A 26,796-nucleotide genomic window follows, 5' to 3' on the forward strand; every position below is an offset into this window, starting at 1 on the left:
GCTCAGGGCTGCAATCGTTCAAGGTTATCCCGGTATTCATTGGCCAGTGCCTGATACTCCAGAGCCGTATCCCTGAGGTTTTGAATATCACTCTTGCTCAACTCCACCAGTCGCTTGGCCGGAGAGCCGGCAATCATGCTTCCGGGCTCAAACCGAGGCCCTGCACTCAAGATCGAACCGGCAGTAACCAGCGAGTCCGCCGGTACACTGGAGCCATTAAGCAAGATAGCGCCGATGCCGATCACCGAGTTTTCGCCGACAGTGCAGCCATGCAGGACTGCTGCGTGCCCAACGGTGACGTTTTTATCGATGGTCAGTGGATACCCGGGGTCGGCATGCAGGATCGCGTGCTCCTGAATATTGCTGCCTTCCTTGATCACGATAGGTGCCTTGTCTCCCCGGATGGTCACCCCAGGCCAGATGCTGACGTTCTTCTCGATGCGCACGTCGCCAATAATGACGGCATCGTCGAACACATAGGCATCGGAGTGAATTTCGGGCGTCACGCCCTTGAAGCGGTAAGTGGTCATTGCTGCTCACGTATCAGAGAGGAAAGAAGGCGCAGGCTGTTCAAGGTGTCGTCGCGGTTCACGCCAAAGTCGAGCAGGCAGGCCACCTCATCGACCCCCATCGATTTGAAGGATTTGAGCACCGTTGCCGCGCGCTCGGGGCTGCCGATCAGGGAGCTGGTATTGATGTAGCGACTGAACACCATATCGACGAAATCATCGTTGTCCGTGCCGACCGCGCTGATGGCATTGACCTTCGCATCCTTCTCGGTATTGGCCGTCTGGTGTTGCCCCACGAACGACTTCAGGTACTCGCTCAGCGGCGCCCGGACGGTTTCGATGGCGGCATCGTCGGTGTGATCCAGGTAAGTGTGGAGCATCAGCGACACCACGCCTTTGGCCGGATCCAGCCCCGCAGCGGACCTCGCTTCACGGTAGATCCGAATGCGCTTCTCCAGATCCCTGGGACCAAAGTTGATCAACGCCGTCAGCACGTTCAACCCGTTTTCGCCGGCAAAGCGCCAGGCGTCTTCCTTCTGCGAGGTGGTGAGCCAGAGTGGCAACTGCCGTTGCACGGGACGTGGGTAGGTGACGATGCTCTGCATGGCGCCATTGGCATCCATCCTTGAGCTCTCGCCGCCTTCCCAGAGAGAAGCAAGTTCACGGCGGTACGCATTCAGAACGTCAGACCTTGCGACAAAATTCTCCGGTTTCAGGACGAAATCACGCACATGCCAACCTGGGGCCAGCGCCAGATCCACACGGCCGCCGGACAGGTTGTCAACCACCGCCCACTCCTCTGCCACTCGCATCGGATCATGCAGCGGCAGGTTGATGCTGCCGGCCCGTAGACGGACATTGCGCGTGATGGTGGCCAACGCGGCTGCCAGCACGGACGGGTTCGGGTAGGCTCCGCCCACTTCGGTGAAGTGTCGTTCCGGAGTCCAGATAGCATTGAACCCGTTTTCATCGACGAACTTCGCCACCTCCAGCAGCAATTCGTAAGGATTCTTGCCGGCACTTAATCCGGAAAAAAAGATGACGCCCAGTTCCGGGATCGTCTTGACCGAGACCGGCGTCTTCGCGCAAGGGTCCTCGGCGGGACGTAGCGCCTTGAGCCTGGCATGCAACGCCGCCAATTGACTGGACGAAAAAGTGACTGCTTCAGACATGTTCAACCTCGTCCTCTAGCAGTTGTTCGGCGATCTGCAATGACATCGCGAACACCGAGCTGTTGTCATAGAAACCACGCAATGGAATGTCCAGATTGAAGGTCTCGCGCAGCTTGTTGATCATCTGAATGGCGATCAAAGAGTTACCGCCCAGATCGAAGAACGATAGCGACGGGTCGATCCCCTCCCCCAGATAGGAGGCGTAGATGCCCGAGACAATGGCTTCCACCGGGTTGGTTTCACCCATGGCCTGCTGTGCTGCCGGGGACGGCTCGGCACGGACGACGCTCACCGGAGCAACAGGCCGTGCCGTCTCGGCACAGGCGGCTTCCCTGCGCGGTCGGAAGCCGATGACCGGGTCGATCCAGTGCCGGGTCTTTTCGAACGGGTAGACAGGAAGCACGGCATTGCGCTTACCCTCGACGAACGGTGCGAGCTCAAGTTTCCCGGACAACGTCCAGTAGGCTGCGAGGACCGAAAGGAACGATTGATACTCCTCCTCCACTGCGCCGAGCGCTGGCACGATGCGCACCGGATCGGCTGATTTCCCACCCCAGTTCGATTGAATCAAGTGCTTCATGGCAAAGCCGTGACCGACCTCCACGAAGGTGCGTACTCCCAACTCGCGCAAGGTCTGGATCGACTTGGAAAACTGCACGGTTTTGAGCAGGTGATCTGCCCAATAGATCGGGTTTTTGTACTCGTACTCGGTGAGCAGATGGCCCGTGATATTGGAGATCAGCGGGATGCGCGCCTGGCCAAACTCGACATCTTTCATGAACACCAGAAATTGCGAGGCGCCCTCTTGCATCAGTGGCGAATGGAAAGCGTGCGACGTGCGCAAGCGTTGATGCGCCACGCCCGCTACGGTTGCCTGGGCGATGATTTCGTCGATGCGGTCGAACGAGCCAGCCAGCACGCTTTGCGTCGGCGAGTTGTGGGCGGCGATGGCGACCCCGCCGAGCAGCGGCCCAAGCCCATCCAGCCGTTCGATAGCTAGCATCGCGCCGGGCTCGCATTGATCCATGCATTGCGCACGCCTGATGATCAGGGCGGCGGCTGTCTGCAGATCGAATACCCCTGAAAACGTCGCGGCGATCACTTCGCCCAGGCTGTGCCCGAAAACGAAGTCCGGGACGGCGCCGAACTCGCTGAGAGTCTGCGCTGTTGCAAGTTCCACAGCGAACAACAGCGGCTGGGTAATGAGCGTTGACGTAATGTCCTGGGCTTTGTCGAGGTGCCAGAGATAGGCCCCCAGATCGAGGTCGTGTTCTTCCTTGAAGATCGCGAGTATACGTTCAAGGTTGAGTTTGAAGGCCGGGCATTGCGCGGCGAGGGCAGCCCCCATCTCGATATTCTGGGTACCCTGTCCGGAGAATACGAACGCCGACAGGTTGGATTCGCCGCCAATGTACTGATGAAAGTTGCCGGCGGCCAGCAGCGACGCAGCCTGGCGGTTGGACTGCGCAACCAGCGCGACCCGGCAAGGCAGAATCGGTCTGCCATGGTAGGCGGTATGCACCGTATCGGCGAAGACCGTATCTGTCTCATCCTCGAAGTAATGCTGGTAGCGGGAAACCAGACGCTCGATGGCCGGTCGGGATTTGGCCGAAAAGGTAAAAATTCCCGGTTTGTCGGTCTGCTCCACGGCCGGCATCTCAATGGCGACATCCGGATAACCTTCGAGGATCACATGGCTGTTGGTCCCGCCCATGCCAAAGGCACTGACAGCGACCACCTGCGCTCGTTGCGGATCCAGCGATCGCGCCTGAGCGGTCACGTAAAAACGCGAGTCGTCCAGGGACAGGAGCGGGTTTGGTGTCGAGACATGCAAGGTCGCCGGAATGGTTTTGTGTTTGAGAATCAAGGCGGCCTTGATCAGACCAATGACCCCTGCCGCTATGTTGAAATGACCGAAGTTCGCTTTCAGTGAGCCAATGCCACATGCATGGCCGGCCTCACCGTAAGCCTGCTTGATCGCTTCGACTTCAATCGGGTCACCCAGCGCCGTTCCAGTACCATGGGCCTCGATGTACTGGATGTCCTCGGGGTCGATACCGGACACTGCAATGGCTTCGGTCAAGGCTTGAACCTGCCCCGTCACGCTCGGCGCAGTGAAGCCAACCTTGCTGGCGCCATCATTGCTGATGGCTGCACCCTTGATGATCGCGAAGATCTCATCGCCATCGTGAATCGCCTGTTCCAGAGGCTTGAGCAGTACAAGACCCAGGCCGTTGGTGAACAGGGTTCCATTGGATTGCGAATCGAACGGGCGGCAATTGCCGTCGGGCGAGAGCACACCATCCTGTTGGTAGAGGTAGCCCGCATGCTGCGGCACCTTGATGTTTACTGCGCCAGCAATGGCGGTGTCGCATTCGCCGAGCATCAAGCTTTGACAGGCGGCATGGACCGCGACCAGTCCGGTTGAACAAGCGGTCTGAATATTGACGCTCGGACCACGCAAATTCAGCTTGTAGGAGATGCGGGTCGCCAGGAAATCCTTGTCGTTGCCATGGCGAACCATCATCTCGCCCAGCGAGTCGACCACGTCACTTTTTTCCAGAACGCCGAACAGGTAAGAACTGAACGACGAACCGGCGAACACACCAATCCGTCCCGGGTAACGTCCCGGATCAATGTTGCCGCGGTTGAGCAGCGTCATCGATGATTCCAGCATTGTGCGCTGCTGCACATCGAGAACATCGGCCTCGATGGCGCTCATGTCGAAATACTGCGAGTCGAAACAATCGATATCCGGCAATACACCCGCGCGTTTGACATAGTTGGGATGGCTCAGGCGCGATTGCGCTACACCACAGCGCAGAATATCGTCGTCATCAAGGTCGGACAGGGTGCATGTTTCGTCACTGAGCACGTCCCAGAATTGTTCGATGTTGGCAGCGCCCGGAAGCCTGCAGTCCATGGCAATAATTGCGATTGCGCCCTGGTCATGGTTCTGTTCGATGGTCATTGCACACTCGCATGGTTGGTTCGACGAACTCGCGAAGCGATCAGGCTCCGTCGATTCACAAGTCTGGGATCAGACGCGTTCTTGTCGGCGCGCAGAGCCGTTGTTTCGCCAGAATGCGCACGGACCAGTTCGACTTGGGTTTCAATGGTGGAGTACTGAAACAGCCGAACGAGGGGGATCTTCAGGTTGAATTCCCGCTGCAGGCGTTCATGCAAAACCACGATGGAAAGCGAGTTCCCTCCGAGGTCGAAGAAGTTCTGCGTTCTGCTCAACTGTTGGCGCTCAAGAACTTCCCGCCAGACGTTTTCAAGCCGGTGTATCGCACTGCGACTGTCGTTCAGGTGGGCATTGGGCGAGAACTCGATCGGCTTATTGGCCTGTTCAGACAAGCGCTTGCGATCAAGCTTGCCATTAGGCAATCGCGCCAATGTGCCGTGGACATGCATATCGGAGGGCACCATCACCGAAGGCAGTCTGTCGCGCAGATAACCGAGCAACTCCTCGACTACGCAACACTCGGACTCAACGAAAGCGACGATCGCCTTGGTAAAGCGCGTACTCCTGGCACAGACAAAAACATTGGTGATGCCCGGATACCCCAGGATCACCGATTTCACTTCCCCCAGATCGATTCTTACGCCATTGATCTTGATCTGGTCATCCTGGCGTCCAAGGATCTCGAGCTCGTTATTATGACTGCGGCGACCGATGTCACCGGTGCGATACACCGCAAGGCTCGGGTCAGGGGCAAAAATCCCTTCGACAAAGGGCGATACCAATGCCCCCTCGACGAAATATCCGTGGGAGCGGAAAGGCGTTGCGATGCAAATTTCGCCGGTTTCGCCGGCACCGCAGAGCCTTCCATCCTCGGCAAGCACAAAGCTCATCGCACCTTCCATGGGACTGCCCACCGACTGAATGCCATCCGCCAGAGGTGCACACACACGCTTGAAATGCTTGGCCAGCGTAGTTTCGGTTGGCCCATACAGATTAACCACTTGTGAACCCGGGAACAGGATCGTCCACCGGGCCACCAACGCAGCATCCAGCGGCTCGCCGGCAAAAAACGACACCCTGAGCGATTCGACAGGAAGCTGATCAGCCTGCTGATTGAGCCATAGGCCCGCAATGGAAGGCACCACATGCACGGCGGTGATTGCGTTATCACGGATGAACGAAATGGCCGCCTGCGCACCGAGTAATCTTTGCGCAGGAATACACACCGTCGCCCCGCTGATCAACGGAGTGAAAACATCCCGAAACCAGACATCGAACGACAGATTGGTGAACTGGGCGAAGCGATCCTCGGGCGTGATCGAGAACTCGATGCTTTGCCAGAGAAGAAACTGCGATAACCCATTGTGGCTGCCAACAATCGCTTTGGGTTTTCCCGTGGATCCGGACGTAAAGGCGATATATGCGTAGTCACTGCCAGCCTTCTGGAACACGCCGGCCCCCTCTTCGGCCGCTGGCTCTAGGATCTCGATCATCGAGTCAGGGTCAGCCACATCCCTCGCTTGGCAACGTATTACCGCGCGCGTCGGAACAGCGTTCAACATGGCGTGCTGACGCTCGCCGGGCAAGCCGGCATCAATCAGCATGAGCGTACAGTTCGCGGCCCAAACGGCCAGTGCAGTGGCTATCGCCTGCGCAGAACTCTGCGCGATGACTGCCACGATACTGCCCTCATCCAGTTTGTAGCCTGCGATGCAGGCCTTGAGCACTTGTACGGTACTTTGCAGCTGCGCATAGGTTATCTGCTCATCGCCCTCGCAAATGGCGATACGACTGGCATGCGCCTCGCAAGCGCGCTGGAACAGCGTATGGACGGAATCGAACGTACTGACTGACGATGTTTGGTCTTCCATGATGTGCCACCTGAAAGATGAATTAGATGCCAACCTGGTGGAAAGTCGTCAGAACGGCCGCCGCTACCATGAACAGGAAACCGAACACCTTGTTCAGCATTTTCATGTGGGCTTCGGTTTTCAGGTAGGACAGGGCTTTGGAGGCCAACCCGGTGTAACCCGCCATGACCACCAGATCGGTGAAGGCGAAGGTGAGTGCGATGAACAGATACTGAGCGGGCAAGGAGGCTTTGTAGTCGATGAACTGTGGAATCACTGCCAACATGAAGATGTAGCCTTTGGGGTTGACCACATTCAATGCCCAGCCTTTGGACACGAGGCGCCCCAGGGAGGTATTGCTAACCTGATCGCGGTTGATGCTCACCGGCGAACCTTTTGACACCCACTGGCACACGCCAAGGTAAAACAAGTAAGCCACACCAGCCCACTTCAATAGGTTGAAAGCGAGTGGGGATTCCTGAATCAACGCACCCAGTCCGATGACCACTGCAATGAAGACGGTCCACAAACCGAGCACTAGCCCGACGACACCGAAGTACCCGCGGCGAAAGCCGTAATTCAAGCCGTTGGTCATTGAAAATACGGAACCCGCTCCCGGCGACAATGAAAAAATCCACGATGCCAAAAAGCATGTAACCCATATACTGACGGTCATATTTAATTACCCCTGATAAGTAACTGCCAAACTAAAGGCAAAGTAACGCCGCGACCGTTATATTCGGCCATGTTCGCTTATTGCCAGGAAAGATATTATCGCCAGAAACGATAATCAAAATTCGGACATGCGAAATACGTCAAGTCTTCATAGAGGAATGACCTTATTGTGATGTCTATGGCAGTGCATGCTCCAAGCAACCCTACTTTGACGGAACGTCACGTTAAACGCGATTCCCGACTGAGCATCGACGCATACGCCTTGATTCACTAGCGCCCAAGGCAACACAGGCCGACAAAGGGATCATCCACACGCTGACAACAAGCGAAGGCTTGCAGATATATATATTCAGGAATGCAGACTTGCACTAAAAGTGAGCACAGCTACAGTGCGCTGCACTATTTTGGGATTAATTGCTTCATTACTATCCTTAGTAGTTGGATCCATGTTTGGAAATTATCAGCTGCGCGACCCGTCGTCAAACCAATACCCAAAATTAAATAAAGAAACCAAGCAAATTTATAATTAAGCAATTTTGTCTTCCCGAGCAAGCGAAGGCAGGCGTGGTACTGGATGCTAGATAGGTACATTGAACATTAAACCCGAATACATTGACGCCGGATATTTGGCGCAACTTGCATGTTGTACGTTGTCATGACAAGGCTATATATCTGCACTTCAGATTCGCGGGAACATCTTAAGCTAGTGTGGAGAGAGTGATGTCCATAAGCGGTGAACGGTTCACCCCGCCAACAACCGCTATGATCCATAGATGTCAACGCAGTCATGCGAGAGCCTGATGTTCATCGAGGACGCAACATGAACAAACACCTCTCAAAGCCCAAACCGGCCTCATTACGTATCCCCTCCACGGTCTGGGCCCTGGGTTTTGTCAGCCTGTTCATGGACCTGTCTTCAGAGCTGGTGCATAGCCTGCTGCCGGTGTTTCTGGTCACGACCTTGGGCGCGAGCGCTTTGACCGTCGGGGTGATCGAGGGCATCGCCGAGGCGACCGCGATGCTGACCAAGATCTTCTCCGGCGCTATCAGCGATTTTATCGGCCGGCGCAAAGGCTTGCTGTTGATGGGCTACGGTCTGGCCGCCTTGTCGAAACCGCTCTTTCCCCTCGCGCACTCGGTCGATGTGGTGTTCACCGCGCGTTTTCTGGATCGCATCGGCAAAGGCATCCGTGGCGCGCCGCGAGATGCGCTGGTCGCCGACATCGCCCCCGCCGAAATCCGTGGCGCCTGCTTTGGCTTGCGCCAGTCGATGGACACCGTGGGCGCCATTCTGGGTCCGATTCTGGCCATCGTGCTGATGCTTTGGCTCGGGCAGATCCATCTGGTGTTGTGGTTTGCGGTGATCCCGGCGGTGATATCGGTGGCGCTGATTGTCGGTGGGGTCAAAGAGCCGAGCACTGTCGCTGGCGAACGCGCCTTTCGCTCGCCTATCCACTGGAAAGTCCTGCGCGACTTCTCCCGCGATTATTGGTGGGTGGTGATCGTCGGTGGGCTCTTCACACTGGCCCGTTTCAGCGAAGCCTTTCTGGTTTTGAAGGCGCAACAAACAGGTCTGACGGCCACTTGGGTGCCGACGGTGATGGTGGTCATGTCGCTGCTCTATGCCGTGTCCGCCTACCCTGCCGGCTGGTTGTCCGACCGGATCAGCCGCACCAAAGTGCTGTGTGTCGGCATCGTCCTGCTGATCCTGGCGGACCTGTTATTGGCGCAAGCGGATTCGATCATGACCATGCTGGCAGGCGTGGCCCTGTGGGGTCTGCACATGGGCTTCAGCCAGGGCATTCTCGCGACGCTGATCGCCGACAACGCGCCCGAACACCTCAGGGGCACGGCGTTCGGCCTGTTCAATCTGATCAGCGGCGTGTGCCTGTTGATCGCCAGTGTGCTCGCCGGTGCGCTGTGGGAGACCTCGGGCTCGGCCAGCACCTTCATCGTCGGGGCGGTGCTGGCGGCTGCGGCGTTGTTGTTGCTTCTGCTGCGCAAGCCCTAGTCCACAGCGGCGGCAAACCCGTGTTGCAAATCCTCGATCAACGCGTCGACATCTTCCAGGCCGATGTGCAGCCGCAGCACCGGGTTCAATGCACGATCTGCCGCGCTGTTGCGATCCTTGGTATCCGCGACGGTGACCAGGCTTTCATAGCCGCCCCAGGACGCGCCCAGACCAAACACCTGTAGCGCATCGATAAACCGTTCGACGTACGTGGCGTCGGCCTCGCGCAGTTCGAAGGAGAGCAAACCGTTGCTGCCATTGAAGTCCCGCCGCCACAGTGCGTGATGGGGATGATCGGGCAGCGCTGGATGGAACACCCGTTTCACCTGCGGTTGCGCCTGTAGCCATTGAGCGATTTCCAAGGCTTGGCGTTCGTGTACGTCGAGGCGCGGCGCCAGGGTTCGTGCACCTCGCAGCACCAGATAGGCATCGTCGGGGCTGACGGTGATGCCAAAGGTGTCACTCATGGATGCCAGTGGCTGCCAGACTTCTTGCCGGGTACAGACGCTACCCATGACCACATCGCTGTGACCACACAGGTACTTGGTCAACGCCATGATCGAGATGTCCGCGCCCAGGGTCAGCGGCCGGTACAGGTAGCCCGAGCCCCAGGTGTTGTCCACGGCCAGTAGAATGCCGCGCGGTTTGCACAATGCGGCAATGGCCGGCAGGTCGCAGAGTTCATACAACAGCGAGCCGGGCACCTCGGTGTAGACCATTTTGGTATTGGCTTGCAGTTGCGCTAGCAGACCGCTGCCGTCAGGCGCGAAGTAGCTGACCTGGATGCCGAACGGCTCAAGCAGCTCCCGGGCCAGACGCCGCACGGGCGCGTACACCGCGTCGGTGATCAGCACATGATCGCCGGGCCGCAGATAGGCCAGGAACGTCTGCGCCACCGCCGCCAGCCCGGTGCCGTACAAGCGGGTGCGGTAACCGCCCTCCAGTTCCGTCACCAGATCTTCCAGGGCGAACGTTGTCGGATTGCCTCGGGCGCCATAGCTCAGAACCCGTTCACTATCACGGCGAGCACGGGCGTCGCGCATTTGCGCCAGATTGTCGAACAGCACCGTGCTCAAACGAGTGACTGGCACGTTGACGCCCCGGCTGCCACTGCCCTTTTCAGTTCGCGCCGAATGCACCAGACGGGTACGAACCCGTGCATCACGGCTGGCTTGAGACTGCGCGCACAGCGGTTTGAGGCTGGCGATTTCGTCTGCGCTCATTTGCGCCAACAAGCCTATTTCCCAGGCCAGGTACTGACGCGCCGCGTCTTTGTTGCCGGAATGGCGATCATGGGTGAAGAACAGAAAATCGATGCACTGGTGATCGGGCGGTGTGTTGGCATCCTCCTGCAGCGCAAACCCCGCCGCACGCCAGGCGTCGAGACCGCCGTCCAACAGGCGGGTTTGTGCACGCTGAGCGTCGGGCAACTCCAGCGTCGCGAACGCAGCCAGCAGCGGATCATCGGCCAGCAGCACCAGAGGCCGCTGTTCACCGGCCACGTCACTCGCCAGCAACGAGCGGATCGACCAGCGCGAGCCTGCGATATGGGCTTTGCGATGGTTCATGCTCGGGCGCAGGTCAATCAGTGCCACGGCGTTATCCTTCAGCGCATCGTTCAGGGCTTGTGCCGTGATCACTGGCAACGCTTCGTGAGCGAGGGGCTCAACCGCAGGCAACGCCAGATCGCTATTCACCCCGTCCGCTAGAACATAAGCCTCATGTCCCAACTGCCGAAGCCAACTGGCAACAATCGGTGCCCGCACGCCATCGCTGTCAATCAGCACCACCCGCGCCTGGCGCACGCCGATGTACAGATCGGTGGATTGAATCAGCTGGCCACCCGGCGTATGTTGCGCGCCCGGCAAACTGCCAGCGGCAAACTCCTCGGCGGTACGCACATCACACAAAAACAGACTGCGTTCGGCCTCCCCGGCCCACTGCTCAACCTGCGCGGTCGCAACGGTTTTTACCCCGGCCCGTTCGGCCAGTTGTGCCGCGGCAAGACGCTGTTGCGGCAAGGTCTTCGATGACACCTCATCGGCATAGCGACGGGTGCTGCCATGCTCCAGCTGAAGGTCTTCCAGGTACCAGCCCTGGGTCCCATTTTCCAGGGCGTAGACCGGGTTCTTCAGACCCAGATTGATCAGGGTCTGGGCGCCAATAATGCTGCGGGTACGACCGGCGCAATTGACCACGATCGGCGTGCTGTCGTCCGGCACCAGATCGTGTACGCGATAGCCGAGTTCACCATTCGGGCAACAGACGGAACCGGGGATGGTCATCTTGCGGTATTCGTCGAACGGCCGACCGTCCAGCACCACCAGCGATTCGCCCCGGGCTTGCCATTCGGCCAGCTGTTTGGCGGTGACATGCGGCGTATGAGTGGCCTCTTCCACCAACTCGCCAAAGGCCTTGGACGGCACGTGCACGCCGGCAAACAGTTGCAGGCCGGCCGCCTGCCAGCCATCGGCACCACCGTCGAGAATATGCACGCGGCCATACCCCAACGCCTGCAGACGCTGAGCGGCGCGGGCCGCGACGTCCCCACCGTTCTGGTCATAAATCACCAACCGCACCTGTGGATTCGGCGCCAGGCGTCGGACCTCCAGCTCCAGGCGGCTGTAGGGCAGGTTCACCCCGTGAAACAAATGGGCTTCGCCATATTGGCCGTGCTCACGCACGTCAAACAGGGCAATTTCCTGCCCGTCGAACAGCCATTGCTGCAGTTGCCCTGGAGTTACGGTCTGGCTCATGAGAGTCCCGCTTTGAAAGATAAAAAAACCAAATTATTGAAGGGCTAACGACCAAACCTGTGGCGAGGGGGCTTGCCCCCGTTGGGTCGCGAAGCGGCCCTTATTCCTGTAATCGCGGTGTGTCAGATACGACGCATGCACTGGTTTTACGACTGCTGCGCAGCCGAACGGGGGCTAGCCCCCTCGCCACAGGTTTTGTGTTCGCCTCAGCTCCTTGCGCAAGATGCCGATCTTCAAGCCATTGCCAGTGGGCCAGATCGATCATGCATAGGCCTTGATCGACGGTGCCATCTGCGAGGCGTTGTAATTGAGAATGCGCCCGTCGGCCTCGACCCCGTAACGGCCATTGAGCGATTCCAGCGGCAAGCCGTACAGGTGGAAATGCAAGGTCGGTTGTTCGCCCTCGACACGGATGCCATGCAGGTCTTCACCGAGGAACGAGATCGAGGTGCCAGGCTGCACGATCACTTCTTTTTCCAGGTGCAGGGTGGTGAACCCAGGCTCGCGGCCCTCGTCATCACGGGCGTAGACGTAGTTGATTTCCTGGCCTTCGACGGCGCTGATGATCGCCCAGGTTTCGTGGTTGTGAGCAATGGTGCTTTTGCCCGGCAACAGCGAGTTGAGGTACAGCGTCGGCGTGTCGCCATCGTCGTTGAGACGGTAGCGGAACGCGGTGCTGCCCTGCCCCGGCACTGGCGCCGGGAACGCGTCGAAATTGAACAGATCGCGGCGCTCAGCCAGGGTTTCGAGCAAGGCGACGATTTGCGTCAATGCAGCACGGTCGACGCCGCGTTGATTGATGACGCGGATTTTCTTGAGGAAATCTTCGATGACGGCGGCACGGTTATCGGTACTCATGAACAGGCTCCTCGGTATTAGACGGACAGGCTGTAGCGGCTCAGGTTGGTCAACAGATACGGATCGTTGGCGACGCGGGGACGGCGTCCCGGATCGCCCAGGGCATGACGCAGAAACTCTTGAGTGCGTTCGCTGGTGGGGTGCTGGAAAATCTGCGCGGCGCTGCCGTGCTCGACGATCACACCGTTTTCGGTGAAGTAGACGATGTCGCTGATCTCTTCGGCGAAACGCATTTCGTGGGTCACCAGCACGCAGGTCATGCCCTCTTCGGTCAACTCGCGAATCACCGTCAGCACCTCACCGACGGTTTCCGGGTCGAGGGCCGAGGTCACCTCATCGAACAGAATCAATTCCGGGCGCATGGCCAACGCCCGGGCAATCGCCACTCGCTGCTGCTGACCGCCGGAGAGTTGCCCCGGATAAGCATCGGCCTTGTGCTCCATGCGCACTTTGGCCAGCAAGGCGCGGGCGTCTTTCTCCGCCTCGGCGCGGTTGCGCCCCAGCACTTTGCGCGGTGCGATCACCAGGTTCTCCAGCACCGACAAATGCGGGAACAGGTTGTACTGCTGGAACACAAACCCCACGCGCGTGCGCAACTCGATGCGCTGGGATTCCTGGGCCAGGGTGTGAACCTCGGTGGTGCCGACGCGAACACTGCCGCGCTGAGGCTGTAACAGGCCGGTGATGCAACGCAGGATCGTCGACTTGCCGGAACCGGACGGGCCGATGATCGACACGGCCTGCCCACGGTGCACGTCGAGGTCGATGCCCTTGAGCACCGGGTTGCTGCCAAACGACAAGTGCAGGTCGCGCAGGCTGACCAGGGGCTCGGCGACGGTTTCAGTAGAAGGCATAACGTCGCTCCAGGTGTTGGGTGAGTCGGGAAATCGGGTAGCAATAGGCAAAGAACAGCACCAGCAGGCTCAGGTAAATCACCACGGTAAAACCGGTCAGGTTCACCGTATTGCTGGCGATTTGCGCGGTGTCGATCACGTCATGCACGCCCACCAAAGACGCCAGCGCGGTGCCCATGGTGATCACCGCGTAGAGGTTCATCCACGGCGGCAACATGCGCTTGAAGCACTGCGGCAGGATGATCGAGCGAAAAATCTGCCCACGGGTGAACGCCAGGGAGCGTGCGGCTTCCCATTGGGTACTGGGGATCGAGGCGACCGCGCCACGGAAGATTTCCGCGACGTTGGCACTGGCCGGCAACGCCAGGCCAAGGGTGACCTTGACCCAGTCCGGAAACGAGACATAGGCGCTGCCGATGTGGATCTCGAACGGGAACACATAGGTGGTGAAATAGATCAGCACCAGCCACGGCGCATTGCGAAAAACCTGCACCCAGATCCGCGCCGGCAAGCGCAGCAACCACAACGGCGACAATGCCAGGGCCCCCACCAACAATCCGAGCAACGACCCCAACCCGATCGCCACCAGGCTGATCAGAATGTTCTGACCAAAGCCCACGACCAGCGCTGGCGACCATTGCAGCAAGGCCTTGAGCACCGGGCTGTGCGGGGCGAAGTAGACCAGCCAGAGCACAACGCAAATCAACAGCAGCAACTTGCCGACATGCCGACGCGGCCAGGCCACTGGCGCGGTGACGGACGATTCAATGACCATAACCGGGCATCCTCAGGCGCGCTTCAAGCAGGCGCCCCACACAATTGACGGTAAAACTCAGCAGACCGAAAAACGTCAGGATCAGAATCATCAACTCCAGCACGTTATCGCTCTGGGTCCAGATCATGATCGCCGCGTAGGTGATGTCGCCGACGGCAATCGCCGAGGCGACGGCGGTCATCTTCACCAGGTCGATCAGGTTGTTGATCAGCGACGGCAAGGCGAAGCGCAGGGCCAGCGGCAGTTGCACATTCCACAACAACTGCCGACTGCTGAACGCCAGCGAACTGGCCGCCTCCATCGTCACCGCCGGCACGGCTTCGATGCCGGCGCGCAAGGCCTCGGCATGGAACGCGCCCTTGTGCAGCGAGATCACGATCACCACCCAGGCGAACGGTGTCAGCGGGTTGGCCGCGCCGACGGCCTGGGTCAGCAGCATGTTCAGCACCAGGAACGCGCAATACAGCTGCACCAGCGTCGGCGTGTTGCGGGTGACTTCGATAAACACCCGCGCAGGTTTCGCCAGCCAGGGGTTACCCGAGGTCAACATTGCCGCCAACCCGACACCCGCCAGCAGGCTGCCGACGATAGTGAACAGGCACAGCAACACCGTAGTCAGCGCACCCTGCTCCAGGGTGCCGCGCTGATAGGCGTCCAGCAGAAAGCCGTAGTTCAGGCCGAACCCGGCGGCCCAGTGGATGAACAATTCCAGCCAGTGATTCATGGTTCGCCCCGCAATTGCCCGCAGGCTTGAGCGATGCGTCGTCCGGCCTCGGCGACGGTTTCAGTTGCAGTGGCAATGGACAGGCGAAACCACGGCGACAAGCCATAAGCGCTGCCCGCTACGCCGGCCACGCCCTCCTCCAGCAAATACGCAACGACGTCGGCATCGGTTTGCAAGCGCTGACCGTCCGGGCGATAGCGGCCCAATAATCCGGCGCAGCGGATAAATACGAAGAAACCACCTTGAGGTTCGAGCACTTCGAGGCCGTCTACTTTGCGTAAAGCACTCACCAGTAAATCCCGGCGTTGCTGATAGGCCGCGACCTGCGACCGCAAGAAATCCAGTCCGCCCTCGAAAGCTGCCAACGCGGCGGCTTGCCCTACCGAAGAAGCGCCCGAGGTGGATTGCGATTGCACGACGGTCATCGCATTGGCCAGCACTAGCGGCCCGGCACCGAAACCGATTCGCCAACCGGTCATGGCGTAGGTCTTGGACACGCCGCCCACCAGCAGGCAGCGCGACTGCAAATCCGGCGCGACGTTGAGCAGGCTCTGGGCCGGCCGACCGTCGAAGCGGATATGTTCGTAGAGCTCATCCAGCAGAATCAGCACCTGGGGATGGCGCCGCAGCACCTCGGCCAAGGCTTGCAACTCGGCCGCGCTGTATACCGCGCCGCTGGGGTTGCCCGGGCCATTGAGGATCAGCCAGCGAGTTCGCTCACCGATGTATTGCTCCAACTGCTCGGCCGTCAGCTTGCAGCCTTGCGCCAACCCGCATTCGATGAACACCGGCTCGCCACCGTTGAAGCGCACGCTGTCCGGGAAGGACGGCCAGTATGGCGTTGGCACCAGCACTTGATCGCCGTCGTCGAGGGTGGCGGCGAAGGCATTGAAGATGATCTGTTTGGCACCGTTGGCAATCACGATGGACTCCAGCGGGTAGTCCAGATGGTTTTCCTGCTGGAGCTTGCGTTGCACCGCAATTCGCAAGGCCTTCACGCCCGGTGTCGGCGTGTACTTGGTGGCACCGGCAGCGATGGCGGCATAAGCGGCTTGTTTGATGTGGTCCGGAGTGTCGAAATCCGGCTCGCCGGTGGTCAGGTCGAGGATGTCGTGACCGGCCTCGCGCAGGGCCGTGGCTTGGGATTTGGCGGCGGCATTGGCCGACAGCGAGACGCGCTGCACACGTTTGGACAGGCGAACATTCATGACTCGATCGCCTCCAGTACCTTGCCCGGATTGAGCAGGTTTTTCGGGTCCAGCGCCTGCTTGATCCGGCGCATCAGGTTGAGTTCTACCGGACTTTTATAGCGCCCGAGCAAGTCCCGTTTGTGCTGGCCGATACCGTGTTCAGCGCTGATTGAACCGCCGTGGGCGTGGGCGCTGTCGTGCACCAGTTGGCTGAGTGCCGCGTAATGGACCATGTGCGCCTCGACCGTTGAATCCTGCGGATGGGCGACGTTGTAGTGCAGGTTACCGTCGCCCAGATGGCCGAAGGTGTAATGCCGCACACCGGGAAAATGACGCTGCAACAAAGCATCGGTATGGGCGACAAACGCCACCACCTGGGAAATCGGCACCGAGATGTCGTGCTTCATGTTGCGACCGGCACGCTTCTGCGCCTCGCTCATGTTTTCGCGCAATAGCCACAACGCCTGGCTCTGGGCGAGGCTTTCGGCGATCAGCGCATCGGCCAGCAAGCGCTGTTCGAAGGCTTCGCCCAGTACCTGTTCAAACGCTTCGCGGGCATGATCTTCACTGTGGTTATCGGACAGTTCCAACAGCGCGAACCAAGGCTGACGGGCGCCAAGAAAGGGTTGCGGACCTTCGGGAAATTGCTCACGCAGCAGCGCGAGGCACTCGGCGCTGAGCAGTTCGAACGCAGTGAGGCTGGCACCGAAACCGGCGCGGGCATGGGACAGAAACGTCACCGCTTGGGCCAACGAGTCGAAGGCTAGCAGCGCCGTGGCTTGGGCCTTGGGCAGCGGAAACAGTTTCAGGGTCGCGGCGGTGATAATGCCGAGGGTGCCTTCGCTGCCGATAAACAGGTCGCGCAAGTCGTAGCCCGTGTTGTCCTTGCGCAAACCGCGCAAGCCATTCCAGATTTCGCCTTGGGCGGTGACCACTTCCAGGCCGAGGGTCAATTCGCGGGTATTGCCGTAACGCAGCACCGCGGTGCCGCCGGCATTGGTGCCCAGATTACCGCCGATGGTGCAGCTGCCTTCGGCGCCCAGGCTCAACGGGAACAGACGCCCGGCGTCACGGGCGACATCCTGAATGGTTTGCAGAATGCACCCCGCCTCGACGGTCAAGGTGTCGTTGTCGGTGTCCACCGCCCTTACGCGATTCATCCGGTCGAGCAGCAGCAACACCGCACGCCCACTGGCGTCCGGGGTCGCGCCACCCATCAGCCCGGTGTTGCCGCCCTGCACCACCACCGGCGTATCACACGCCACACAGGCACGAACCACCGCGGCGACTTCTTCAGTGTTTGCCGGGTGCACCGCGGCCACGACCTGCCCCACATAACGACCCTGCTTGTCGGTCAGGTACGCAGCGGCCTCTTCGTTGCTCTGCACATGACGGGCGCCGAGCAGTTGCTGCAAGACGACGAACAACGGCCGACTCATGGCCGCACAGCCAACGGTGCCGCGTTGCGGTATTGCTCGTGCAGGTCACGCAAGGCCTGCGACGGCGCCATGCCGGTACGCTCGCCCAGTTCGATCAACCAACCGCTGCGGTGCCAGTCGCGCACAATGGCATCGAGTTTCGCCTGGGTATCGTGTTCGCCCTTGCGGATCCAGATTACCGAGTTCGACGGGATCAAATCACCCGGCAGCGGGATTTCATAGTCGGCCCACTCGGCATCGCTCAACAAGGTATGCATGGTCGGGCTGACATGCACCGCCGCCACGCAGCCATTGCCGCGCAACGACAACAACGATTCGGACTGGCTGCGGAACGCCTTGATCTGCGCGCCGTAGGTTTCCTGCAAGGGCTTGATGAAGTTGCTGCCCTGGGACACGCACACCGGTTTGCCCTTGAGGTCGCTCCACTGGGTGATGCCCGCACCTTTACGAATCAACGCGGCACCGCCGACTTCTTCATAAGGCGTGGGCACGTAATCGAGAATCTCGGCGCGCTCTTCGGTGAACTGCATATTGGCGATCAGGATGTCGACCTTGCCCTGTTGCAGGAACTGCACCCGGTTGGGCGCCAGCACAGAAACCGTTTGCGCCTCGACGCCCAGCGCCTTGGCGATGCCCTTGGCCAGTTCGACGTTGTACCCCAGGTGCTCGCCGGTCTTGGGGTCGAGAGTGCCGAATGGCGGGCCACTGAGAATCACCCCGACGCTGATGGCGTGGCGTTGCTCGATCTTGTCCAGTGTGGCGTCGGCCTGAGCGAGGCTGGCGCCCAGCACGGCGCATCCTGCCAGGCACAACGTGGCCAGGCCTCTGGCGGAAAAATATCGGTTCATGCACGACTTCCTTGAACGACCGCCGAGCCAGTCGGCGGCTTATTGAAACGATGAGGTGGACCGGTCAGGCACCGTTGGCCTGGAACTGTTTCTGTAAATCCACCAAGGCCGGTGACGCGGGGGTGATGCGATTGCGGGTCTGGGCTTCGATCAGCCAACCACTGCGATGCAGTTCCTTGACGATCGGGTCGAGTCGAGCCTGGGTATCGCGCTCGCCAGGTCGGGTCCAGATCACTGAAGGGGCCGGGTTGAGTTCCGGGCTGAGCGCGCGATAGCCCTGCCATTCGGCGTTGTCGGCGATCAACGGGTTGATCAGCGTGGCGTCATGCACCGCCGCGACGCAGTTGTTGCCACGCAGCGCGAGCAAGGATTCCGACGAGCTCTTGAAGGCCTTGATCTCAACGCCCAACTCGGTGAGCGGCTTGATGTAGCTGCTGCCTTGGGAGGTGCAGACGGGTTGGCCTTTGAGGTCTTCCCAACGGGTGATTTTGCTGTCCTTGAGCAGCGCCGCGGAACCGCCGACGCGGTAGAACGGCGTCGGCACAAAACCGAGAATCTCGCCGCGTTCGGCCGTCCATTCCATGTTGGCGATCAGCAGATCAACTTTGCCCTGCTGCAAAAACTGCACGCGGTTGGCGGGCAATACCGGTACCAGTTGCACCTCGGCGCCCAATTGCCGGCCCAGCTCCTGAGCGAGGTCGACGTTCAAACCCCGTGGCTTCTGGGTGCCCGGATCGATACTGCCGAAAGGACCGCCGGACAGTACAACCCCCACTGTCAGCACATGGCGTTGCTGGATCTTGTCCAGCGTTGCATCAGCCTGAGCACCGGCACTGGCGGCCAATGAGATCAAGGCGCCCAGCATGGCAGGCAACAATCGTTTTACAGGTGAGCGCTCAAGCAACATGGATTTCCCCTCATGGAATGATCGGCGTCCCCCGACCTGATGTGAGGGCATCCTAGGTACAGCGTTGGTGTAACGGAAATTCAAATATCTAATATCGTTATAACTTGCCGTGTTGTCGCTAAGCGACAATCATCACAACCCCAGTAATTACTGAGCCTTATGACATGAGCACTAAAATATCGCCAAAAACACATAAATAAATGTAATGTTTATGTTTGCAGCCTTGATATAAGGAATGGCCATGTCGACCTCATCTACCCTCGATCTCGAATTACTGCGCACCTTCATTGCCGTGGTCGATCACCACAGTTTTGCCGAGGCCGGCGCGCAACTGGCTCGCACGCAATCGTCGGTCACCCAACACATGCAACGCCTGGAACAACAAGTCGGGGTGAGCCTGTTCGAGAAGCGCGGGCGACAGAAGCAACTCACCGAACCCGGTTTGCAGTTGCTGCGCCATGCACGGCAGATGCTTTCGCTCAACGACGATGCATTGAACTCCCTGCGCGAAAGCAACTTGAGCGGTGTATTGCGCATCGGCTCGCCCCATGACATTGCCGACACCATCCTGCCGCCGATCCTCAGCCATATCGCTCGCTCGGCCCCTCGTTTGCGCCTGGAGATCGATGTCGGCCGCAGCCCGTTTTTGATGGATGATCTGCATCGGGGCAAGGTCGACATGGTGATTTCCACTCGCGAAGACCCGACGCTCGAAGGATTTGCCTTGCGCACTTCGCCGGTATGGTGGATCTGCTCGGCGCAGTACATCCATACGCCCGGCGAACCTTTGCCGCTGATCCTGGTGGATGAGCCAAGCATCTATCGCCGCTATGCGCTGGAAGCCCTGGAACGCGCGAACATTCCCTGGCGCCAGGCGTACCTGGCGTCGAACCTGATCGGCATCAAAGCCGCGACGCGTGCCGGGCTGGGCGTCACGCCCAGAAGCATGGAAATGCTCGGCCCGGACATGCGCGTACTCGGCGAGACTGATGGCCTGCCACGGCTGCCGGACGTGACCTACCACTTGTGGATTCGGCCCAACACGGTGAATCCGCTGGTGCGTCGGGCCTATGAGTTGATCAGAAGCAGCCGGGGGCTCTGACCCACTCAGCTTCCCTCGCTGCTGTGTGCTTCCTCAAAGAAGTAATCCTTCCAGCTGGCAGCCTTGTTTTTCAGCACACCGAGTTCCTGGAGTTTCTCGGCGTAGATGAAGGTGCGCTGGGGCACGACGGTGAAGTCGATTTCAGGGTCGGCGACGATTTTCTCAACCAGTGGCAGCGCCAGCTTCGATTGTTCCACCCGGATATAGGTCTGGGCGGCTGCGGGCTTATCGGCCTTGATTATTTTCTCGGCCTCGGCGAGTGCCGCGTAAAACGCCTTGTAGGTTTTCGGATTTTCGTCGTGGAATTTCTCGGTGGTGTACAGCACGTTAAACGTGGCCTGGCCACCCAATACGTCGTAGGAACTCAGCACCTTATGTACGTTGGGACTCTGCAGCTCCTGGTACTGGAACGGCGGACTGGAGAAATGTGAGTTGATCTCCGAACCGCCGGCAATCAGCGCCGACGTCGCATCCGGATGGGCGAGGCTGATCGAGATGTCGTCAAACTTCTTGAAGTTCTGCGCGCCAAACTGCTTCGCCGTTTCGATTTGTAAAGTGCGCGACTGAAAACCTACCCCTGCTGCCGGCACCGCGATGCGGTCCTTTTCGGTGAAGTCCTTGAGGCTTTTTACGTTCGGATTATTGGTCAGCAGGTAATTGGGCATCGACCCCAGCGAGGCGATGGCCTTGACGTTTTGCTTGCCCTTGGTCCGGTCCCAGATCGTCAGCATCGGCGGCACGCCTGCCGACACCACATCCAGCGCACCGGCCAACAACGCCTCGTTCATCGCCGTGGCACCCGAGATGCTGTTCCAGTCGACCTTGATGTCGAGGCCCTGCTCCTTGCCATGTTTCTCGATGAGCTGCTGATCGCGCACCACATCCAGGATCAGGTAACCGATACCAAATTGCTGGGCAATGCTGATTTTGCCTTCGGCCTGAGCGCCGGGGCTGAGTAACGCACTCACCGCAGCCACGGAGGCTGCCAACCGTGTCAATGCGGAGCGCTTGAAAGGAGTCGCCATGAAAACCTCAACGTTATGGAAGTCAAGACGCAGACCCTGTAGGAGCGAGGCTTGCCCGCGAAGAACGCTGACGCGTAATACCTGAAAAAATTGCGATGCATTCTTCGCGGGCAAGCCTCGCTCCCACAGGATTTTCGTCGCTCAAATTTCAATTTCAGAGCTTGGCGATCGACACCTCGGTGGATTTGACGAAGGCAATCACCTCGCTCCCCACCTTCAATTCAAGGTCGCGCACCGAACGGGTGGTAATCACCGAGGTGACGATCCCGGAAGCGGTTTGCACGTCGATTTCGGATACCACTTCGCCCTCTAGTATTTCCTTGATGACACCCTTGAACTGGTTGCGGACGTTGATCGCTTTGATGGTCATGATGAGGCTTCCTGTCTGGTGTCGGGCGCATCCACATGGATGTGCAGGCCCTCAAAGTGCACCACCTGAACAGACAACAAAAGAAATAGATAATTATCTGCTTATTCCTTAATAGAATATAAATTCAAATAACCAAAATGAATTAACAAATACAAAATCAGTATTTATAGTTATAAAAATATCCACGTACTCTCAGCTCATCCCGTCATTCATCACCACAGTGAAGTGCCCTATGAATCCGACTGACAACCTCATCGACTTCGCCAGTTACCGCAAACGCAAACAGGCTCAGCAACGGGCACGGGCCATGTGGGAAATGTATGCACGTAACGCCGGCCTACAGGCCTATCAATGGGTCCAGGCCGCTCATTCGACCGAGACCCGTCACGCATGAACGCGCAGCAACCCTCGCGATTTCTGGCGAGCGCAGACGAACCCGTGACGGACTTGAATAATCTGGAGCCGCTGGAAGAAAACCCGATCTGCGAGCGAGTCGCACAGAACCTGCAACGGCTGCGGGGCAAGCGTCACTTGTCCCTCGACGCGCTGGCCCGGCAATGCGGTGTGAGTCGGGCAATGCTGGCGCAGATCGAGTCCGGACGCAGCGTGCCTTCCATCAAAGTGCTGTGCAAAATTGCCAAAGGCCTGAAGGTCTCGGTGGCCGCCTTTCTGGAGCATCGGGCCTTCGAAGGTGTGGCCGTGCTGTCGGCGCGAGAGAGCAAACGCTTGGTCAGCGCCAACGGAGCCTTCATCAGCCGCGCCCTGTTCCCGTTCGACGTGGCACGCCAATCGGAGTTTTACGAACTGCGCCTGAGCCCTTTGGGCGAAGACCACAGCGAGGGGCATGGGCCCGGTGTCCAGGAGAACCTGGTGGTGTCGCAGGGCGTGCTGGAAATCAGCGTCAACGATGAACGTTACCTGCTGTCTACCGGCGACTCGATCCTGTTCTACGCCGACCAGCCCCACCGCTACCGCAACCCCGCTGACAGTGAGGCAGTGGCTTATCTGGTGGTGACTTACCCGGAACGGCTGGATTAAACACCCTCAATCTAATTCCTGTCCAAGACACAAGCGGGCTTGCTCGCGAAGACAGTGTGGCAGGCGACATCAATATTGACTGACAATCCCCATCGCGAGCAGGCTCGCTCCCACAGTTTGATTACCGTCACCCACAAATACCGCGTCGAACCCAAATCTCCTGTGGGAGCGAGCCTGCTCGCGATGAGGCCAGTACATCCAACATTGATATTGGCTGACACGCCGCCTTCGCGGGCAAGCCTCGCTCCTACAGGGGGATGTGGTGCCTTCTGGAATGAAAAAGCCCCCGTAACCATAAGGTCGCGGGGGCTTTTTTGTGCTGTTTGCCGGGATCAGCAGGTGCAGCACATCAGCGGCATGCCATTGCAGCTCATCATCATCGGCATGCTGCAATCGTTCATCATTTTCATCATCAAGTCGCAGCAGCTTTTCATCATGTCCATGTTCATGCCGGCCATCGGCATGATTTTGCACATCATGCAGTCGGCCATCATCGTGCATTCCATCACGCACTTCATCGACGGCATCGGCATGCCCATCACCGGCATTGGCATCATCATGTTCATCATCGGCATGGCCATGCTCGCCTGGGACATGCACATCATGCTCATATTGCCGCAGTGCATCATCATCGGCATGCCGCAGTTCATCATCATCTGCATCATTTCAGCGCTGTTCTTGAACATGGTCATGTCCATGCCAGCGGCCGGCATCATTTTGCACATCATGCCGTCGTCCATCATTTCGCAGCTCATGGTCGCCATCATCATCGGCATGCCCATCATTGGCATCATCGGCATGTTGGCGTTCATCATCGGCATTGGCATCTGCATGGCGTTCATCATGGTGTAACTCCCTAAGCGATTCGATAGTTGGACGAAGCTGATGGAGGCGGATTCTAAGGACTGGCGAAGGGACGACAAGATGATGGCCGAGCAGCAGGATTTGATGTTGAAACCGATTTAGTGGCGTGGTCGGCACGGCGCCGTCTGTTATAGCGGCGATAGCGTCTTCATCGCATACAGAATCAAAACGAAGACGTGGTTTTATCAGTTACGGATATTCGCCCCAGAGCTATATAAAGAACCGAAAGAAATAATCGATCTAAACAGTGCCGATTTTTTATTCGAGAGCCCTAGAATCGATCAGTTAGCCGCCTAGAACAATTTACGTCGACGTATTGAGCGCCACCGCCGCACGAATCAGCATCTTCAACGCGTCTTCATCCATCCTGTCGCCCTCATGGATATCGATGGCACGTCGGGTGTTGCCCTCGAGGCTGGCGTTGAACAGACCTGAAGGGTCCTCCAACGAGGCCCCCTTGGCGAAGGTCATCTTTACGACATTCTTGTATGTCTCACCGGTGCAGATGATGCCGGCGTGCGACCACACCGGAACCCCTCTCCACTTCAATTCCTCAACCACTTCAGGGTCGGCCTGCTTGATCAGCGTTCGAACCCGAGCGAGGGTCTCACCCCGCCAGTCAGTCAGCGCCTTGATTTTTGCTTCTATCAGTGCAGAGACAGAGCCTCCCTCCTCGCCGTCTTTTGGGTCGATCTTCTTCATGATGGTTGTCACTCCTCAGGATGGGCGCCGGTAGAACCAGGCCAGCATAAATTCATGCTTATGCGTTATAGCACTGGTTCACAATGGGTATATCCGCGCTCCGGCATTCGGCTACCGTCAACGTATATATGACTTGATTGCACAGGCTCTGCTCCTGTGCGTTGAGGCCCCCAGACACGAGGAAACCATGATGATTGCCCACAAAGCGGCCGCTGTTTTGTTGGCCTTGCTCAGCCCTGCCTTTCTGACATTGACCGCCCTGGCCGAGGAAGCGGGTTTTATTGCCGCCACCCCATCCGGACTCAACTGGAAACCTGCGCCGGCGGTGGGCCCCGGCGCAATGATTGCTGTGATTGAAGGTGACCTGAAAGCCGCCGAGCCCTTCACCCTGCGCTTGAAGCTGCCGGCCAATACAAAAATCGGCGTGCATACCCATCCCGTGACCGAACGCGTAACCGTTATCTCGGGCACCTTCTACTTCGCCACCGGAGATACATTCGATCCGGCACGGGCCAAGGCCTATCATCCGGGTGACACCCTGATCATTCCTGTCGGCATGTCGATGTTCGGCGCCAGTCGAGAACAGGAAACCGTGCTTCAACTCCACGGCACAGGGCCTTGGGGAATCACTTACCTCAACCCGGCGGACGATCCCAGGAACAAAAAAATGCAGTGAGCGATAGCCAGACACAATGAATCAATCATGCCTGGCCACCGCACTATCACCCCTGCGAGACACTTTTGAAGTCCGGCAACAGGCTTTTGGCTGGCATCGCTGAAGACACAGCAACAATGTCCGCTTGGACCGTTTCGGGCTTCTGCTCCGCGGCCTCCCCGTTAAGCGCTTTGTGCATCTTGACGGTATCCAGCGCCCCCACCCATTTGGCAATGGCCATGGTCCCGACACCGTTGCCGATGGTGTTGGTGATCGCCCGCGCTTCCGACATGAACCGGTCGACGCCCAAGAGCAGCACCATGCCCGCCACCGGAATGGTGCCGAGGGACGATAACGTCGCTGCCAGAATGATGAACCCCGAACCAGTCACCCCCGCCGAGCCTTTGGAGGTGAACATCAGCACCGCCAGAACGATCAACTGATCCGTCAGGGTCAGCGGCGTGTTCGTGGCCTGGGCGATGAAGATGGCGGCGATGGTGTAGTAGATCGCCTGGCCATCCGGGTTAAAGGTCAAGCCCGAGGGAATGATCATCCCGGCAACGGGTTTGGAAACACCGGCCTTTTCCATCTTGGAAATCATTTGCGGCAGCACCGATTCCGAAGAGCTGGTGCCCAGTACGGTGAACAGTTCTTCCTTGATGAATTTCAGAAACTTCCACAGGCTGAAACCGCTGTAGCGGCAGATCGGACCGAGTACGAAGATCACAAACACTGCGCAGGTCAGGTAGACGCAAGCCATCAGTTTGCCCAAGGAGAACAGCGAACCGAAGCCATACTTGCCGATGGTGAAGGCAATCGCCCCGAAGGCGCCAATGGGGGCCAGGCGCATCACCATGTTGACGATGCGAAACATCCCTTGCATCAGACTATCCAGCGTGTCGACGAACACCTTGGCGCGTGGTCCGACATGCGCCAGGGCAACGCCCAGCAGAATGGAGAACAGCAAGATTTGCAGAACGTTGCCCTTGGCAAAGGCATCCACGATGGTGTCGGGGATGATGTTCATCACAAAGTCCATGAACGACGCATGCTTCACCGCCGTGGTGTAGGTGGCCAGGCTGGATGTATCCAGCGAGGCGACATCAATGTTCATGCCTGCACCGGGTTTGAACACATCGACCACGACCAGGCCGACCACCAGCGCCAGCGTGGAAACCACTTCGAAATAGATCAGCGCACGAAAACCAACACGCCCCAGCTCTTTCATGTTCTCCATACGTGCAATGCCCGTCACCACCGTGAGGAAGATTACCGGTGCGAGCAGCATTTTGATCAATTTGATGAACGCGTCGCCCAAGGGTTTGAGCGCTGTTCCGGTTTCGGGAACGAACACCCCGACAATGGCGCCGAGGATGACTGCGATGAGCACTTGTACGTAGAGTTTGCCAAATATTCTTTTCATGACAGGGCCCTGATTTTTTATTGTTGTCAGGAGATGCCAAGGGGTCGGACTCAGTGATCCGCCCCTTGGCGTTGTGCCGCA

Annotated in this window: 24 protein-coding genes; 5 read left to right on the plus strand and 19 right to left on the minus strand. The window is 58.7% G+C overall.

The annotated features are described in order from the left end of the window. Positions 1 to 2: 2 nt before the first annotated feature. Genes ACZ9IM_RS19935 through ACZ9IM_RS19955 form a run of 5 tightly spaced genes read right to left on the minus strand, consistent with a single transcriptional unit; the run spans position 3 to position 7,175 of the window. Positions 3 to 530, minus strand: a complete 528-nt coding sequence (locus tag ACZ9IM_RS19935; RefSeq protein ID WP_476224794.1) for a gamma carbonic anhydrase family protein — start codon at positions 528 to 530, stop codon at positions 3 to 5. Then, on the minus strand, positions 527 to 1,681 hold the full coding sequence (locus ACZ9IM_RS19940; RefSeq protein WP_476224796.1) for a MupA/Atu3671 family FMN-dependent luciferase-like monooxygenase: 1,155 nt from the start codon (positions 1,679 to 1,681) through the stop codon (positions 527 to 529). The genes ACZ9IM_RS19935 and ACZ9IM_RS19940 overlap by 4 nt, the downstream gene beginning before the upstream one ends. Beyond that, complete coding sequence (locus tag ACZ9IM_RS19945; protein ID WP_476224798.1) at positions 1,674 to 4,652, minus strand: beta-ketoacyl synthase N-terminal-like domain-containing protein; 2,979 nt, start codon at positions 4,650 to 4,652, stop codon at positions 1,674 to 1,676. The genes ACZ9IM_RS19940 and ACZ9IM_RS19945 overlap by 8 nt, the downstream gene beginning before the upstream one ends. Beyond that, entirely contained in the window at positions 4,649 to 6,520 is a 1,872-nt protein-coding gene (locus tag ACZ9IM_RS19950) for a non-ribosomal peptide synthetase (protein ID WP_427623529.1), read from the minus strand. The genes ACZ9IM_RS19945 and ACZ9IM_RS19950 overlap by 4 nt, the downstream gene beginning before the upstream one ends. Before the next feature lie 22 nt (positions 6,521 to 6,542). Next, the gene (locus tag ACZ9IM_RS19955) at positions 6,543 to 7,175 is read right to left on the minus strand and encodes a LysE family transporter (protein WP_427623528.1); all 633 of its coding nucleotides are present in this window, start codon (positions 7,173 to 7,175) and stop codon (positions 6,543 to 6,545) included. Positions 7,176 to 7,994: 819 nt separating this feature from the next. On the opposite strand from ACZ9IM_RS19955, the gene ACZ9IM_RS19960 reads away from it, so the two are divergent. Continuing rightward, entirely contained in the window at positions 7,995 to 9,185 is a 1,191-nt protein-coding gene (locus ACZ9IM_RS19960) for an MFS transporter (protein ID WP_476224801.1), read from the plus strand. On the opposite strand, the gene metC is transcribed toward ACZ9IM_RS19960, so the two are convergent. From metC to ACZ9IM_RS20005, 9 genes are all read right to left on the minus strand, one after another. After that, positions 9,182 to 11,941 carry a cystathionine beta-lyase gene (gene metC / locus ACZ9IM_RS19965; protein ID WP_476224803.1) on the minus strand — a complete coding sequence of 920 codons (2,760 nt, stop codon included), beginning with the start codon at positions 11,939 to 11,941 and terminating at the stop codon, positions 9,182 to 9,184. The genes ACZ9IM_RS19960 and metC overlap by 4 nt on opposite strands. Positions 11,942 to 12,202: 261 nt before the next feature. Next, positions 12,203 to 12,799 carry a cysteine dioxygenase family protein gene (locus tag ACZ9IM_RS19970; protein ID WP_427623524.1) on the minus strand — a complete coding sequence of 199 codons (597 nt, stop codon included), beginning with the start codon at positions 12,797 to 12,799 and terminating at the stop codon, positions 12,203 to 12,205. 17 nt (positions 12,800 to 12,816) lie between these two features. Next, the gene (locus ACZ9IM_RS19975; protein ID WP_476224806.1) at positions 12,817 to 13,653 is read right to left on the minus strand and encodes an amino acid ABC transporter ATP-binding protein; all 837 of its coding nucleotides are present in this window, start codon (positions 13,651 to 13,653) and stop codon (positions 12,817 to 12,819) included. Further along, a complete protein-coding gene (locus tag ACZ9IM_RS19980) occupies positions 13,640 to 14,428 on the minus strand; it encodes an amino acid ABC transporter permease (protein ID WP_476224807.1) in 789 nt (262 codons plus the stop codon). The genes ACZ9IM_RS19975 and ACZ9IM_RS19980 overlap by 14 nt, the downstream gene beginning before the upstream one ends. Then, entirely contained in the window at positions 14,418 to 15,152 is a 735-nt protein-coding gene (locus tag ACZ9IM_RS19985) for an amino acid ABC transporter permease (RefSeq protein WP_476224809.1), read from the minus strand. Before ACZ9IM_RS19985 ends, ACZ9IM_RS19980 begins: the two co-directional genes overlap by 11 nt. Beyond that, positions 15,149 to 16,360: an aminotransferase class I/II-fold pyridoxal phosphate-dependent enzyme gene (locus ACZ9IM_RS19990; protein ID WP_476224810.1), complete on the minus strand. Its 1,212-nt coding sequence runs from the start codon at positions 16,358 to 16,360 to the stop codon at positions 15,149 to 15,151. Before ACZ9IM_RS19990 ends, ACZ9IM_RS19985 begins: the two co-directional genes overlap by 4 nt. Then, positions 16,357 to 17,781 (minus strand): FAD-binding oxidoreductase, encoded by a 1,425-nt coding sequence (locus ACZ9IM_RS19995; RefSeq protein WP_476224811.1) that lies wholly within the window; start codon positions 17,779 to 17,781, stop codon positions 16,357 to 16,359. The genes ACZ9IM_RS19990 and ACZ9IM_RS19995 overlap by 4 nt, the downstream gene beginning before the upstream one ends. Further along, entirely contained in the window at positions 17,778 to 18,629 is an 852-nt protein-coding gene (locus ACZ9IM_RS20000; RefSeq protein WP_476224812.1) for a transporter substrate-binding domain-containing protein, read from the minus strand. Before ACZ9IM_RS20000 ends, ACZ9IM_RS19995 begins: the two co-directional genes overlap by 4 nt. A gap of 64 nt (positions 18,630 to 18,693) precedes the next feature. After that, a complete protein-coding gene (locus ACZ9IM_RS20005; RefSeq protein ID WP_427623517.1) occupies positions 18,694 to 19,536 on the minus strand; it encodes a transporter substrate-binding domain-containing protein in 843 nt (280 codons plus the stop codon). Positions 19,537 to 19,777: 241 nt separating this feature from the next. Between ACZ9IM_RS20005 and ACZ9IM_RS20010 the strand changes: the two genes are divergently transcribed. Further along, positions 19,778 to 20,638: a LysR substrate-binding domain-containing protein gene (locus ACZ9IM_RS20010; RefSeq protein ID WP_007904461.1), complete on the plus strand. Its 861-nt coding sequence runs from the start codon at positions 19,778 to 19,780 to the stop codon at positions 20,636 to 20,638. A gap of 5 nt (positions 20,639 to 20,643) precedes the next feature. Here ACZ9IM_RS20010 and ACZ9IM_RS20015 read toward each other — a convergent pair whose 3' ends face one another. Together ACZ9IM_RS20015 and ACZ9IM_RS20020 are read right to left on the minus strand one after the other, a co-directional pair. Further along, the gene (locus ACZ9IM_RS20015) at positions 20,644 to 21,663 is read right to left on the minus strand and encodes an ABC transporter substrate-binding protein (RefSeq protein WP_476224813.1); all 1,020 of its coding nucleotides are present in this window, start codon (positions 21,661 to 21,663) and stop codon (positions 20,644 to 20,646) included. 154 nt (positions 21,664 to 21,817) lie between these two features. Beyond that, the gene (locus ACZ9IM_RS20020) at positions 21,818 to 22,033 is read right to left on the minus strand and encodes a TOBE domain-containing protein (RefSeq protein WP_007904463.1); all 216 of its coding nucleotides are present in this window, start codon (positions 22,031 to 22,033) and stop codon (positions 21,818 to 21,820) included. 232 nt (positions 22,034 to 22,265) lie between these two features. Between ACZ9IM_RS20020 and ACZ9IM_RS20025 the strand changes: the two genes are divergently transcribed. Together ACZ9IM_RS20025 and ACZ9IM_RS20030 are read left to right on the plus strand one after the other, a co-directional pair. Continuing rightward, the gene (locus ACZ9IM_RS20025; RefSeq protein WP_008011108.1) at positions 22,266 to 22,427 is read left to right on the plus strand and encodes a hypothetical protein; all 162 of its coding nucleotides are present in this window, start codon (positions 22,266 to 22,268) and stop codon (positions 22,425 to 22,427) included. Continuing rightward, on the plus strand, positions 22,424 to 23,071 hold the full coding sequence (locus tag ACZ9IM_RS20030) for a helix-turn-helix domain-containing protein (protein WP_476224814.1): 648 nt from the start codon (positions 22,424 to 22,426) through the stop codon (positions 23,069 to 23,071). The genes ACZ9IM_RS20025 and ACZ9IM_RS20030 overlap by 4 nt, the downstream gene beginning before the upstream one ends. Before the next feature lie 332 nt (positions 23,072 to 23,403). Here ACZ9IM_RS20030 and ACZ9IM_RS20035 read toward each other — a convergent pair whose 3' ends face one another. Further along, positions 23,404 to 23,916 carry a hypothetical protein gene (locus ACZ9IM_RS20035; protein WP_427623514.1) on the minus strand — a complete coding sequence of 171 codons (513 nt, stop codon included), beginning with the start codon at positions 23,914 to 23,916 and terminating at the stop codon, positions 23,404 to 23,406. Between the two features lie 322 nt (positions 23,917 to 24,238). Beyond that, positions 24,239 to 24,637, minus strand: coding sequence for a DUF1801 domain-containing protein (locus tag ACZ9IM_RS20040; protein WP_427623513.1), 399 nt, complete (start codon positions 24,635 to 24,637; stop codon positions 24,239 to 24,241). 190 nt (positions 24,638 to 24,827) lie between these two features. Here ACZ9IM_RS20040 and ACZ9IM_RS20045 point away from each other — a divergent pair, with 190 nt between their 5' ends. Further along, a complete protein-coding gene (locus tag ACZ9IM_RS20045) occupies positions 24,828 to 25,313 on the plus strand; it encodes a cupin domain-containing protein (protein WP_427623624.1) in 486 nt (161 codons plus the stop codon). Between the two features lie 46 nt (positions 25,314 to 25,359). On the opposite strand, the gene ACZ9IM_RS20050 is transcribed toward ACZ9IM_RS20045, so the two are convergent. Then, entirely contained in the window at positions 25,360 to 26,715 is a 1,356-nt protein-coding gene (locus tag ACZ9IM_RS20050; RefSeq protein WP_427623512.1) for a dicarboxylate/amino acid:cation symporter, read from the minus strand. Positions 26,716 to 26,796: the final 81 nt, after the last annotated feature.

Source organism: Pseudomonas sp. TE12508 (assembly GCF_056279485.1).

What these genes read in the sequence shown, in the direction of transcription:
- ACZ9IM_RS20045 (WP_427623624.1), top strand. Translation starts at nt 24,828, where the DNA reads ATGATTGCCCACAAAGCGGCCGCTGTTTTGTTGGCCTTGCTCAGCCCT.
- ACZ9IM_RS19945 (WP_476224798.1), bottom strand. Translation starts at nt 4,652, where the DNA reads ATGACCATCGAACAGAACCATGACCAGGGCGCAATCGCAATTATTGCC.
- ACZ9IM_RS20050 (WP_427623512.1), bottom strand. Translation starts at nt 26,715, where the DNA reads ATGAAAAGAATATTTGGCAAACTCTACGTACAAGTGCTCATCGCAGTC.
- ACZ9IM_RS19975 (WP_476224806.1), bottom strand. Translation starts at nt 13,653, where the DNA reads ATGCCTTCTACTGAAACCGTCGCCGAGCCCCTGGTCAGCCTGCGCGAC.
- ACZ9IM_RS20000 (WP_476224812.1), bottom strand. Translation starts at nt 18,629, where the DNA reads ATGAACCGATATTTTTCCGCCAGAGGCCTGGCCACGTTGTGCCTGGCA.
- ACZ9IM_RS19970 (WP_427623524.1), bottom strand. Translation starts at nt 12,799, where the DNA reads ATGAGTACCGATAACCGTGCCGCCGTCATCGAAGATTTCCTCAAGAAA.
- ACZ9IM_RS20020 (WP_007904463.1), bottom strand. Translation starts at nt 22,033, where the DNA reads ATGACCATCAAAGCGATCAACGTCCGCAACCAGTTCAAGGGTGTCATC.
- ACZ9IM_RS19995 (WP_476224811.1), bottom strand. Translation starts at nt 17,781, where the DNA reads ATGAGTCGGCCGTTGTTCGTCGTCTTGCAGCAACTGCTCGGCGCCCGT.
- ACZ9IM_RS20025 (WP_008011108.1), top strand. Translation starts at nt 22,266, where the DNA reads ATGAATCCGACTGACAACCTCATCGACTTCGCCAGTTACCGCAAACGC.
- ACZ9IM_RS19950 (WP_427623529.1), bottom strand. Translation starts at nt 6,520, where the DNA reads ATGGAAGACCAAACATCGTCAGTCAGTACGTTCGATTCCGTCCATACG.
- ACZ9IM_RS20030 (WP_476224814.1), top strand. Translation starts at nt 22,424, where the DNA reads ATGAACGCGCAGCAACCCTCGCGATTTCTGGCGAGCGCAGACGAACCC.
- ACZ9IM_RS20005 (WP_427623517.1), bottom strand. Translation starts at nt 19,536, where the DNA reads ATGTTGCTTGAGCGCTCACCTGTAAAACGATTGTTGCCTGCCATGCTG.
- ACZ9IM_RS19985 (WP_476224809.1), bottom strand. Translation starts at nt 15,152, where the DNA reads ATGAATCACTGGCTGGAATTGTTCATCCACTGGGCCGCCGGGTTCGGC.
- metC (WP_476224803.1), bottom strand. Translation starts at nt 11,941, where the DNA reads ATGAGCCAGACCGTAACTCCAGGGCAACTGCAGCAATGGCTGTTCGAC.
- ACZ9IM_RS20035 (WP_427623514.1), bottom strand. Translation starts at nt 23,916, where the DNA reads ATGATGAACGCCATGCAGATGCCAATGCCGATGATGAACGCCAACATG.
- ACZ9IM_RS19955 (WP_427623528.1), bottom strand. Translation starts at nt 7,175, where the DNA reads ATGACCGTCAGTATATGGGTTACATGCTTTTTGGCATCGTGGATTTTT.
- ACZ9IM_RS19960 (WP_476224801.1), top strand. Translation starts at nt 7,995, where the DNA reads ATGAACAAACACCTCTCAAAGCCCAAACCGGCCTCATTACGTATCCCC.
- ACZ9IM_RS20040 (WP_427623513.1), bottom strand. Translation starts at nt 24,637, where the DNA reads ATGAAGAAGATCGACCCAAAAGACGGCGAGGAGGGAGGCTCTGTCTCT.
- ACZ9IM_RS19980 (WP_476224807.1), bottom strand. Translation starts at nt 14,428, where the DNA reads ATGGTCATTGAATCGTCCGTCACCGCGCCAGTGGCCTGGCCGCGTCGG.
- ACZ9IM_RS19990 (WP_476224810.1), bottom strand. Translation starts at nt 16,360, where the DNA reads ATGAATGTTCGCCTGTCCAAACGTGTGCAGCGCGTCTCGCTGTCGGCC.
- ACZ9IM_RS20015 (WP_476224813.1), bottom strand. Translation starts at nt 21,663, where the DNA reads ATGGCGACTCCTTTCAAGCGCTCCGCATTGACACGGTTGGCAGCCTCC.
- ACZ9IM_RS19935 (WP_476224794.1), bottom strand. Translation starts at nt 530, where the DNA reads ATGACCACTTACCGCTTCAAGGGCGTGACGCCCGAAATTCACTCCGAT.
- ACZ9IM_RS19940 (WP_476224796.1), bottom strand. Translation starts at nt 1,681, where the DNA reads ATGTCTGAAGCAGTCACTTTTTCGTCCAGTCAATTGGCGGCGTTGCAT.
- ACZ9IM_RS20010 (WP_007904461.1), top strand. Translation starts at nt 19,778, where the DNA reads ATGTCGACCTCATCTACCCTCGATCTCGAATTACTGCGCACCTTCATT.